Origin of the sequence: Bacillus sp. EU52 (genome assembly GCF_037964975.1) — a bacterium.
Taxonomy (GTDB): Bacteria; Bacillota; Bacilli; order Bacillales; family Bacillaceae; genus Bacillus; species Bacillus subtilis.
The window spans coordinates 1,772,643-1,785,463 of sequence record NZ_CP150177.1 but is presented as its reverse complement, the minus strand read 5'-3'; the positions used below and the strand labels follow the sequence as shown (position 1 = coordinate 1,785,463).

The window sequence follows — 12,821 nt, the reverse complement described above, 5'->3', positions numbered from 1 at the left end:
CGAGAATTTCTTTATGATTCATACGATTTACTCCCTTCTATGATGTTTTGCACACTCTTAAAATCCAATTTCCCTAGCGCCACCTCTTGCATCAATCCGATGATTTGCTCGTCTGTATACGTGCCCTTTATGTGATGTGCTGCTGCGCTATAATTTTGTTTTTCCGCTTTTAAGGCCAAATGGTCAGATAGAGTTTGGACTGTCTGACATTCAAGGATTTCCCGGCCGGCCATCTTCAGCTGCGTGGTTTTTTCGATATGCCGCATCAATTTTCGGCCAAGAATTGAATCCATCCCATAATCCAGGAAGTTTCTTTTGAAATTGATTCGATCCTCAGATATGCCCAATTCTCGTGCTAAAAATTGAACAATGATCTTTTGAATATGGGTTTTGCCATTCGGCTCGTCAATCTCTGTTTTCATATCTTGTGAATGCTGTTTAACGGCCTCTGATTGCTGAGTGCCTGACGAAATCCAATACCGTTCCCTTGCAAATGGATAACCAGGTAAAGAAACCATCCGAACGTGATCGCCATCATGAAGGAGTTCCCAAGGAATCTGATATCCTTTCACCCAGCATTCCGCGATGTTTTCCAAATTTCTTTCTTTTGCGAGAGCTTGCAGAACTGCTTCATCTTGTTCTTCTAATATCCCTTCTGTATATCCTGTATAAAGGGATCTCTGTTGGCCCGATATCCCACCATTCTTCATTGCTTCCACATATTCCTTCAATTTTCGCACCAATTGCTCCTGATTGTTTGCAACGATCGCGAGCCTTGCCTCCATGGCTTTTCTCCCAACCTGAAGCGTATATGCCACATCAGGTAAAGAAAGGTTATGATTCTGCTCCAGATACGCAATCATGTGGCAGGCAGCATCCTGAAGCCGATCGTCATTTTGGGCTGAAAGCACGATGACCTGCGGTGACCCTTGATGCCGCTGTGTGGACAGCTGATCATCCGGAATGTATTCTTCAATGACTGCATGTGCATTGGTGCCGCTGATTCCAGTCGTGCTGATCGTTCCCATCCTCGGCTTCTGATTTTTCCTGATCCACGAACGGTTTTCTTTGCAAAGCACAAATGGGCTTTCTTTAAACGGAATATACGGGTTTTCCGATTCACAGTGATGAGTGGCCGGAATGATCTGGTTTTTCATAGCCATCAGCATACTGATTAAAGCAACCGTTCCTGACGCTGCAAATGTATGTCCGATTAAAGGTTTAATTGAGCTGATCATACAGAATTGCTTCTGCTTCGTATATTTGCTGAACACGCTCGTTAACGCTTGGACCTCAAGCGGATCACCAAGATTCGAGCCGGTACTGTGCGCCATCACATATTGAATATCGAGCGGATTGATTTCATTTTTTTCATAAATGTTTTCGATCAATTCTGCCTGGCTAAAAGGATTTGGCGCAGTAATGCCGTTGGTTTTGCCATCGTAATTCACGCCGCTGGCCTTGATGCAGCCATAAATATGATCTTTATCTTCAATTGCCTTTGATAATGGTTTCAAGAGAACAGCAGCCACCGCTTCACCTGGCACAAGACCATTGGCATCCTGGTCAAACACTTTGCATTGTCCGTTCGGAGACAGCATTTCGGCCCTTGTCAGCGCCTCAAAAGACATGTGAGAAATATTTAAGCTGACGCCGCCGGCTAAAGCCATTTCACAATCCCCCTGACGCAGAGCTGAACATGCCTGGTGAATCGCCACCAGTCCAGATGAACACGCTGCTGTCAAAGCCATATTAGGCCCTTTTAAATCCAATGCGTATGCGATTCTCGCAGACAATGTGGCGTTTTGTGTTCCGTTAATGTAATCCGTATCTCCGGTTAGATGCGCATATTCCCCTTCTTCCACACCTACATAAACACCGCAGGATTTTCCTTTTATCCGATCTCCCATATAGCCGGCGTCTTCAAACGTGTGCCATGCTTCCTCTAGAAAAATGCGCTGGCGCGGGTCCATGCTTTCGGCTTCTTTAGGCGATATTTGAAAAAACAGCGGATCAAACCGGTCTATGTCCTTCAAAAATGCACCCCACCTTGGCACTGCTTTTTCTGGATCTCTGTTAGCTCTCCCCCAGTCCCGGCGTTCGCCCGGAATGTCAGAGATACACGATTTACCGTTTTTCAGATTATCCCACAGCTCATGGACCGAATCAGCTTGAGGGAACCTGCCGCTCATGCCGATAATGGCAATAGGCTCATCGTGAACCTGCCGAATGCTTTGTTTACTGGTTTCCGGTTCTGGAGCTACAGGAATTACTGCATAAGCTTCAGGGGGCTTTTGCGCCTCTGATGCATCATCCCGGTAAAATGCTTCAATCAGCTCTTTATGATCGGTTAAGAAAAAGCTGATCAATTCTTGTAAAGTTGAATAGCCGAAAAATAAAGCCGGTGTCACTTCGATGTTGAAATGCTTTGATAACACGTTCGAGAATTTAGCCAAATAGATCGAATCAAATCCGAAGTCGGCCCAATTTTTGTTCAAATTCAGCTTGTCCTTTGAAATCTTAAGCAATGTGTGAATATGCTCTTTCAAGTCGTGTTCTAAACGCTTTTCAATGCTTAGTGTTTTTACCTCATCCTTGTTTTCTTGTGCTAGAGGGGCTTGAGTGGCCGGTTCTGGAATAGCTGGTTCAGTCATTCCTAAAAATCTGCTGACACGGCTGGGCTGACCGGCTATCACGAGATGCTGAGCATCCTGCTGAGCTAGAATGTGCTCAAACATACGGATACCTTCCTCGGCTTCTAGGAAGCGTTGGCCGCTTGATTTCAGGTACATATCCGTTGTTTCCTCATCACCGATCTTCATTCCGCCATCCTTCCACACAGGCCAGTTGATGACAAACGTTTTACCGTTATGCAGCTCATTTCTGTATTGTGCGTAAGCCATCTGAAACCTATTGCCAATCGCATAATCACAACATCCAAAATCCCCTAAAACCGCAGAAGAAGAAGAAAAATAACACATAAAATCAAGGTCTTCATTTTTAAGCCATTCATCAAGCGCTATCGTGCCGTTGATTTTCGGTTCAATGATGCGCTGGAAGCTTTCGATCTTTTTGTCAAAAATAGCAGAGTCGCTCTCGATTCCGGCTGCATGAATAACACCGTTGATGGCACCGAATCGGTCTTTCCCTCTTTTTACGCAGTCTCCCATTGCGATAGGATCAGACACATCTGCTTCTGCATACATCGCTTCGCCGCCTAGATCCTTTAATTCTTTTATTTGCTTTTGCTTCTCATCATTAAAAGGCGACCTCCCTGTCAAAATCAGGTTTGCGGCATAGTTTTTGGCCAAATGCTTGGCAAATAAATAACCAAGCCCTCCTACACCGCCTGTAATCAGGTAAGTACCGCCAGACTTCAATTTGCTGTTGTCCGGTTGTATCGTTGTCTGTTCAATGTGATTTACATATCGTTTCAGATTCTGATACAAAACCGTTTGTTCAGTTGAAGCCTGTAATTCTGCCCAGACTTTACGTGTCCAATCATCCATCGATCCTTGTTCCGCGGGCTGAAAGATTCCAGTCACTTTTGTGTGCGGAAGGACAAGCCCGAGTGAACGTTCGAAGCCAATCCATGATTCCAGATAACTTCGGTCAAGACTATCTTCAAAACATCCTGCCAGCAGCAGCCGTGAAGGATGAAGCTTTGCTGCGGACATACCTTGTAATAGGTAAACAATACAGGAATGGTCCTTTATACAGCGCTTGTCTTCCATAGGCCACATATAGAGGATTGCATCTGGCTCTCCAAGTTCTTCTTTAATGCTCTGGAAGGCCTTTTCAAAAGTAACGGGTTCTTGCCGCACAATCTGGTAGCTATATTCAGACTGTTTGCTGTACACTTCGCCCTGTGATATAAAAATGACCTTGGTGTCTTGATCAACGTTTTTCAGGGCTGAAGCAAATGCGTTTTGCTTTTCTCTTTCAGTCAGAAAACAGATGAGCGTTTTGATACGTTTCGATGTGAGAGTCGCCGGCTCTTCTTTCCACACTTCTTGAAACGTCATAACCTTGAAAGGTTCTTCTGTTTGCTGATCATGATCCTGTTCTATAGACACCGGGGCCTTTGCCGCGCCTGGTGCCCAGTAACGTTCTTTTGCAAATGGATATGCCGGAAGACTGATCCGGACAGGCGTTTGGGTGCCGTACAGCATGCCCCAGTCGAAAGACAAGCCTTTCACCCAAAGATCCAGCAGTTTCGTGTATTTCCCTTTGCTCATCCATGCTTCTATGATTTTTTCCGTATCCTCATCCGCTGATAAGACTGCTAACGCTTTTTTGTTATCATCGATGCGATCCAGATACAGGCTGTCTGCTTTGTTTTCGATAAAATCGTTCAGCTTTCTCTCAAGATCCTCTAGTGATTCCGCTATAAAGGCCAGCCGTTCCTCCATTGCTTCACGGCCTGTTTGCAAGGTATAGGCGATCCTGATCAGGTCTGTTTCGCAGTACCTTTTTTGTTTGATGGCTGTAAGCAGCTGTTCCGCTTTTTCTTGCAAACGTTCCATGTTTTTGGCCGACAGCACAATCAGCGCTGGAGGATGGTCTTTCGGCGTTTGCGCCCCCGTTCTTGGAATATATTCTTCCAGGATGATATGGGCATTGGACCCTCCGGCGCCAAAACTGCTCAAGCCAGCGCGCCTAGGCACCTCTTGCCCGCCAATCACCGGGCGTTTCCATTCACCAAGTTGCTGCTGAACGACAAATGGCGTATGGCTGAACTCGATGTTCGGATTCAACCGCTGAGCATGCAATGATGGTGCAATTTGGCCATATTTAAACTGAAAAAGTATTTTTGTCAGCCCTGCAATTCCGGCTGCACTTTCACAATGACCGATATTTGATTTGCTGGAGCCGATCGCACAAAACTGTTTCTCCTGCGTATCTTTCTCGAATGCTTTTGTTAACCCCGCTATCTCAATCGGATCTCCTAATGCAGTGCCTGTTCCATGCGCCTCTAAATAACTGATGGTTCGGGCAGGAATGTCGGCGCGCTCCATTGCTTCTTTAATTACCTGTGCCTGTGCATGAGGATTTGGAACCGTGTATCCATTTGTTTTTCCTCCGCTATTAATGGCACTTGCCTTTATCACACCGTAAATATGGTCACCGTCCGCTATTGCTTGCTGCAGCGGCTTTAACACAATGGCGCCTACGCCTTCACCGTCGACAAATCCATCTGCATCATCGCCGAATGATTTACATGTATCACTAGCAGAGAGCATATTCATGACAGATAAATTCTGATAGTGAACCGGGTCGACAACTAAATTGACACCGCCGGCAATGGCACAATCACTCGATCCGCTATAAATGCTTTCCAGCGCTAAATGAATCGCTGTCAGGGAGGATGAGCAGGCTGTATCGACTGCAAGACTCGGGCCTTGGAAATTCAGTAAATAGGATATTCTGTTGGCGATAGACCAATAGCCGTATCCGGTCGGATAATTTTTGTTCATGACTCCGGCAAAGACGCCGATTTTTCTGCTTGAACAGAGCGAGTCAGGCGTGTATCCCGCATCTTCAATACTTGCATAAGCGGTTTGCAGAAATAATCGCTCCTGAGGGTCCATTCTTTCTGCCTCAAGCGGAGAAATCTGAAAGAATAATGGGTCAAACTTGTCCATATCCTTGATAAATCCGCCCCATTTCGTATAAATTGATCCTTCTTTTCCTTTTTCTTTATCGTAATAAACTTTCCAATCCCAGCGTTCTTTCGGAATTTCCTCAATACAATTTCTTCCTTCTTTTAGGTTGTTCCAAAAGTCTTCTGCGGTTTCCGCCTGAGGATAGCGTCCAGAAATGCCGATAATGGCAACGTCACGACTTGCAAGAGTGTTAGTCGGTGTTTCTTTCTCCCCGCTGAAGCCAAGCTTGCGATAGCGCCGTGTTCTTTTAGCGGCCTGATCAGGTTTCTGTGAGGATTGGGTTCTGCTTTCGGCCGGTGTCTGTTGTTGAACTTGACGGTCAAGACCTGTTAATTTCATCAGCGCTTCTGTTTTTGTTTTGATGAAATGCTCCACTAATGCGTCAATGGTCTGGTACTCGAAAAATAAAGTGCTGCTTACATGGTCAAATTCTTTACGCAATGTATTTGTCAGCTGGACAACGACGATAGAATCAATCCCGTACTTTTCAAGCGGTTCAGATGACTCAATTTTGCTTGCAGGAATTTTCAACGTTTCCCCGATTAGTTTTTTCATATATTCTGTGCTTTTTTCTCTTAGGAGAGCATGTTTTGATTGTCCAGCTTCCTCTGAATCTATGGTATGAATGTAGGCTGGCTCCTGATTAGACGCTTGTGAAACAACCTTCTCCGGCAAGATCACATTTTTCATCATACGGCGAACCAGCCCGTTGCTTGAGGCTGCGACGATTTGGTGACTCAGATCATGTGCCGCCTCGGCCGGGAAAAAGACAGATTCAAAGCCTTCGCTTTCAAGTGCCGCTTTCCAGCTGTCAGGATGTAAGCCTGGACAGCCGGGAATCCGCACTGCAGGATCTTCATACAGCCACCAGCCTTCCAAAAGACCAAAGGTGATGTGAGGGAACAGGCTGTTTCCCGCCATTTCATTCAGCAGCAGCATTCCGTTGTTTTTCATTACCGCTTTTGTATGCCGCAGTGTTTGACGGATATTTTTTGTTGCGTGAAGGACATTAGCGGCAATGACGACATCATAGCCTCCCGCTTCAAATTCCTGCTGATCAATCGGTTTTTCCACATCAAAAAGCTGATATGTCAGGTACGGATTTTCCGCCCCATATTCCTTTTCTGCATGCAGCAAAAATGCTTTAGACAGATCTGTATAGCAATATTCTTTGATATGCTTTTGATATGGTTTCAGTTTTTCAAAGATTCCGGCACTCGTGCCGCCTGTGCCTGCGCCTATTTCCATAATGCGAATCGATGCCTCAGGGTCGTGCTTCAGACGTTCATCCAGATAAGCTAATAATGTATCGGCAAGCACTTTATTAAAATAATCTGCCACTTTGTTATGCTTATAAATGCCTTCCACCAGTTCCATCGAGGAATGCGGGAACATGATATCTGTTGCAGGGACTTTCCCTGTCAAAATATCCGGTAATGCTTTCAGCATGGCCTCTGCTAATACAACCATCGCCTTTGTCTCGCTGTCTTTAAGCCACTTTTCTTTTTTCGCATTCCATTCTTGCCAAAGCAGCTCGATATCCTCTGCTTGGTCCTTCCTCACCAATGAATCTCCAACTTTCTTAAGATAGCCATGCTGCAAGAGAAATTCGCTGCTTTGCCGAATCCATTTTCCATAAAATTCACGAGTCTTATATTGTTGAAGACGTTCAACCGATAATGTATAACCATCAAACAGCCCGGCTGTTTGAAGCTGTCCTAACAACAGCCTGTAAAGAAGATCATCAAGCTCTTCATGTGTCACTCTTTGAAATCGTGCCGTAGTCGGCAGACGCTCCATCAGGCTCTCTGCATCTGCTGAAGGTTGCTCTGGATAAAGAGCGATGAATTCATTCTGATTCACGCCTTCGACTGCTACAGGCTTTGTCGTATGAATGAAAGCTGTTTGGCTGACTGGCCCAGAAAGCAGGGCTTCCAGCGCCTTCATAGCCTCCGCAGGCTCAATTAAACCTAAGCCGATTTGATTCATGAGCTGTACATAATGTTCATCCTCAGCCGCTTCACTATTCCCCCAATATCCCCAGTTCATGACTTTTACAGGGCATGCCCAGCTCTGAGAAAGCCGGTGAGCAAAAGCATCTGCAAATGTACAGCCAGAGGCATAATGGCTTTGCTTCACATTTTTGATATGGGCTACAAGCGAAGAGAAGAATAAAACAAAATCTACATTCTCCTGGCGGAACACTTGGGCCATCCGAATACTGACATCGATCTTCGCCGCCAGTCCAGCGGTGAATTCTTCCGGCTTCATTTTTTCCAGGCTTTGCTCAAATAAAACCATCGCAGAGTGAACAATCCCGTGAATATGAGGATGGCGTTTTTTCACTTGATCATAAGCCTGCTGCAATGAATGCTTATCGGCTGCATCGGCTGCAATGTAGAAAGGCTCAGGGCCAAGCGCCGAAAGTCGGTCTATTTTTGACTGGATGGCAGCATTAAGTTGACTTCGCCCAATCCAAACGATTTGCGCTTGGTAGCGGCGGATCATGTACTCACTCCACGCCTCTCCGATATACCCGGCTCCTCCGATGACCACATAGACTCCGCCTTTCCGATAGAGCGTGTCGCCTGACAGTGAGTGCCGATATGGGATCAATTGCTGCTGATGCCATTGCTGATTACGATAGGCCCAAGCATGGCCAAGGCGGTCAGCTGGGAGTGCAAACATGTGATTTACCGGCCATGTGCAGCCTTTTTCAAGATCGAGAAGACGGATTTTCCAGTGTGGATATTCCTTTGCCATTGTGCCGGCAAGTCCATGAATGCTTGCATGAGCGGGTTGTACTGCCTCATGTTGCGTAACCGGCTGCGCTTGGATTGTCACAAGAGACCATTCAAGTTGTTTCTCGCCATAGCCTAATTGCAGGCAAGCTTTCACGAACTTAAATAAGTTAAGAACAGCTTCTCCTTGTCTATCACTATTCTCCAGGTCTGACGGGGCAATCCACAAGACATGGTCAATGCTTCCGTACGCTTGCAGTTTGTCCGCTATTGCCTCAATGTCATCTGCAGGCCGGATATCGATAAAGGATACTTGCGGATAATGATGCTTTATTAATGCCCGATCAGCTTCAGCAGCACCGCATAAAACAACTCGTGTACCAGCAAACGAAGCATTATCCTCCGTATCTGAAGAGACTGGTTCCCAGACAGGGATCATCATCGTATGCCCGGTCAGCTGAGAATCAGTTAATAGTTGCGGCTTTGAATGCTGCTCTCCATCAAGTGCCCGCATCGAAGCACCCTTCATTCGCACACAAACATGTCCGTTCTCATCACATAAATCAATATCATACTTTCTGACTTTGTCCTCCGCTTTACTGTCTGAACTGTATCGAATATAAGACCATATCTTCTCTGGACATGGGCTGAAAATATCAACCTCCTGTAACGCAAATGGAAGAGACAGCGTCTGAGCTTGTCCAGCGGCATTGACTGAGCTAACGATAAAACCGACTGTGGCATGGAACGCGGAATCCATCAAACTCGGGTGGAGCGCAAAATGCTGCTTGTCGTTTTTTAGAAAAGCGGGTAACGAGATTTTTGCAAGCAATTGATCTTTGCCGACATAGACTTTTTCAATCCCTTGATAGCCCTCTCCATAGTCAAGCCCAATCTTTCGAAACGCTGCATAGCATTGTTCTGACGTCACTGTGTCCAGGCTGCATTCTGTCTGTATTGATGAAAGGTTTAAAATGGAAGTGTCCGCTTCATCTGAAATGACAGCGCGGCCTTGGCAGTGTATCGTCAGGGCTTCTTCTTTATGTTCAGAGCTGCTATAAATGTCAAAGGAAATGTCCCCGTTATCCTCAGGAAAAAGGCCAATATGTATTTCTTTTGGTTCACTTTCTATCGTGATAGGACGCACCCACACAATGTCTTTAAGCGACACCACTCTTTGTTCGCCGTCCAGATCGCCTGCAGCTTTTTCCGCTGCTTCCCTTGCCATTTCTAAATAGGCAACGCCCGGCAAAATCTTCTGTCCCTGTACAACATGATCTGACAGGAAAAATTCCGTGCCTGTAAATACAGAGCTAAAGCGCTGCTCAGTAAAGTCTGATGTATTGCGGTGCACCAGCGGATGTAAGATATGATTCACAGTGCTGGTTTTCATTTCAGGAACCGGGATCCAGTAGCGCTCCCTTGCAAACGGATAGGTCGGAACACTGATCTTAAGCGGCTTGCGATCGCCGTATAGGTCGTCCCAGGTGACCCGCTTTCCTTGAACCCATGCTTTCGCCATTTCCATCATTTCACTGTCTGTTATCAAATTGTTATTCAGCGCATTTACCGATGCTAGCCCAGCCGCCTCCTGATTCTCCTTGGCTCGTCCGGTCCAGCAGCCCTCGATCTCTTCTTCTCCATTGGCAAACGCCCGAAGTTTAGCCGTTAAATCTTTTATGTCTTTTACAATGAAGGCCGCACGCTCCTCCATTTCAACCCGTCCTGCCTGCATGGTATAAGCTAACGCTAAAAGATTGACGTCCTCGCTAAGAAAATCAAGAAGTTTAAGAGCGTAAGCCTGCAGACGATCTTTGTTTCTCGCAGACAAAGGTATCACTATTTCTTCATTTTTCGTTAAAATCGTCTCTGAATGGCTCTCTGCTGGAATATATTCTTCCAAAATAAGATGCGCATTTGATCCTGAAGCGCCAAACGAACTTAAACCGGCACGGCGGGGATATGTGACGTCCACCCCGTTTTCTGTAAAAGATGGCTGCTCCCATTCCTTTGTTTCATGCTGGACAAAAAATGGGGTTTGATCAAGCTTCAAATAAGGATTCAGCTCTTCTGAATGTAATGACGGCACCAAGGTTTTATGATGCAGCTGCAGGACAGTCTTCGTTAAGCCGCTAATGCCGGCTGCAGCTTCAGCATGGCCAATATTTGATTTCACAGAACCGATTGAACAGAATTGCTTGTCCTGCGTATTGCGGCTGAAAGCTTTTACTAACCCCTGTACTTCAATCGGATCTCCCAATGAGGTGCCAGTGCCATGGGCTTCAACATAGCTGATGGTGCGCGGATCAATTCCTGTTTTTTCTAGACATGCTTCGATTACATCAGCTTGAGCTACCGGGCTCGGTACTGTAATTCCGCTTACTTTTCCTACATGATTTATCGCACTGCCTTTGATGACAGCATAGATTCGGTCACCGTCCTGTTCAGCTTTTCGCAGCGGTTTTAGCAATACTGTGCCGACACCTTCTCCAGATACGTAGCCATCCCCGCCTTTGCCGAAAGTATGGCAATAGCCGTCACTTGAGTGCATCCCTACACTGCCATAGCTGATATATTTAGCCGGATGCAGTGACAAATTGACGCCTCCGGCAAGCGCGGCCTCGCATTCTCCATTCCGGATGCTCTCTATTGCCAGATGAACCGCAGTTAATGAGGAAGAGCAGACCGTGTCCACCGCCATGCTTGGGCCGTGGAAATTACAATAGTAAGAGACCCTGTTGGCGATTTGCGCATAATTCAGCGATAAAGGAAATGGATTGTGTTCTGATAGAGCTTCAGCCCCTATAAGGGAATAGTCCTTATGCATTACGCCGGCAAACACACCGACATGCTGTCTTTTATTTTCTCCCTGCGGTGCAGCAATTGTCTCTGGTGTATAACCCGCATCTTCAATAGCTTCCCAGCATGTCTCTAAAAATAACCGTTCCTGAGGGTCCATCATTTCCGCTTCACGCGGAGAGATTCTGAAAAATTGAGGATCAAAGCAATCAGCCTCCTCGATAAACCCGCCCCATTTCGAGAGTGGCTTGCCTGCAGGTGAATCCAGTCCATTGTTTTCTTTCCATTCCCAGCGTGAGTTTGGAATCTCTGTGATGCAGTCGGTACCCGCTTTAAGATGTTCCCAAAATTCCTGTATGTTTTTTGCCTTAGGATAGCGTCCCGCCATTCCGATAATGGCAATGTCCTCACCGATCTCTGGTGAAGAGGTAACACCATCAGGAGAATCCTTCATTGGTGAAGGAGATTGGCGGACAGCATCGTCCGCCTCTCCAATTGAATATTGATCAGCAAGATGAGCAGCTAGTTCTGCAATTGTTGTAAATTCAAACAGCAGTGTCGGAGCAAGATCCGCTCCAACCTTATCTCCAATTTCCTGAACCACGGTAAGCAATGACGGAGAATCCAAGCCTAGCTCATAGTACCCAGCGTGGATATCCATTTGTTCTGCCGGCCTTTCAAGCTGCTTAGCAAGCAGCTGACGCAAATACATTTCAAATGCGGGATAGTCCCGACTGATGTTCTGAGAGACAGCAGCTCTTTTTTCTTGAATTTCTTTTGGAGAATGAAAGGCTGACATATTCCGTACAGACTTGCCTGCAAATTGTTTCAGCTCGGCCACTTTTTGTCCTGATGAATTAAAATATTCAATCGTCATATAAGTGAGTTCTTTCTTTTGGCGCACAGATGAGGAGAGGATCCGTGCTGTACATCCTTTTTGCAATCGTTCTGAAGCAGAAAACGATTCATAATACAATGGCAGGTACATCGTTTGATCTGAGATCAGGCAGCTTGAACCTATGCCGCTGCCGTCAATAAGCGTCGGATGAAACAGAAAAGCATCAGAATGACGCAACGCTTCCTGTCCGACTGCTAAATCAATTAAAGCCCCCTCTTTGGCTTCATAAATCTGTCCTTCCGCCTTCATCATGCCGGTATGCACTAACTCTTGAGATCGGCATTGTTCATAGATTTCATCTAAATTCAGAATCCTGTCAGCTGTATTTTTCCACTGATTAAGGTCTATTGATTCGGCAAAAGCGGTTTGCTCTTTACGATGCATGTCAGCAGTCACATATTGTCTCTTGTCAGATAGTGATTCTCCATGCTGTTTTTGTCCGTCGATGATGATGGACCATGTCCCTTCCTTTCTTTCAGACACGTGAATGGTCAGGGCAATGTCATATGACTCATCTGCGATCAAAGGGTAAAAAATGGTCAGGTTTTTTAATTCAAGCTCTTGGTATGCATAACCATGTTCCTGGAATACTTGGTAGATTAAATCTATATAAGCAAGGCCGGGTAATAACGCTTGTCCATATACCTTGTGGTTGGACATGATTGGATTATTTAATGAAATGTGCAGTTGTTCAGTTATCATTTTCCCACTCCTCTC

Annotated in this window: 1 protein-coding gene; it reads right to left on the bottom strand. The window is 45.9% G+C overall.

Annotation, left to right across the window (positions count from 1 at the left end):
* Positions 1–11: 11 nt before the first annotated feature.
* Positions 12–12,806, bottom strand: coding sequence for a polyketide synthase PksM (pksM, locus tag NSU05_RS09070; RefSeq protein ID WP_038428999.1), 12,795 nt, complete (start codon positions 12,804–12,806; stop codon positions 12–14).
* Between the last annotated feature and the right edge of the window lie 15 nt (positions 12,807–12,821).

What these genes read in the sequence shown, in the direction of transcription:
- pksM (WP_038428999.1), bottom strand. Translation starts at nt 12,806, where the DNA reads ATGATAACTGAACAACTGCACATTTCATTAAATAATCCAATCATGTCC.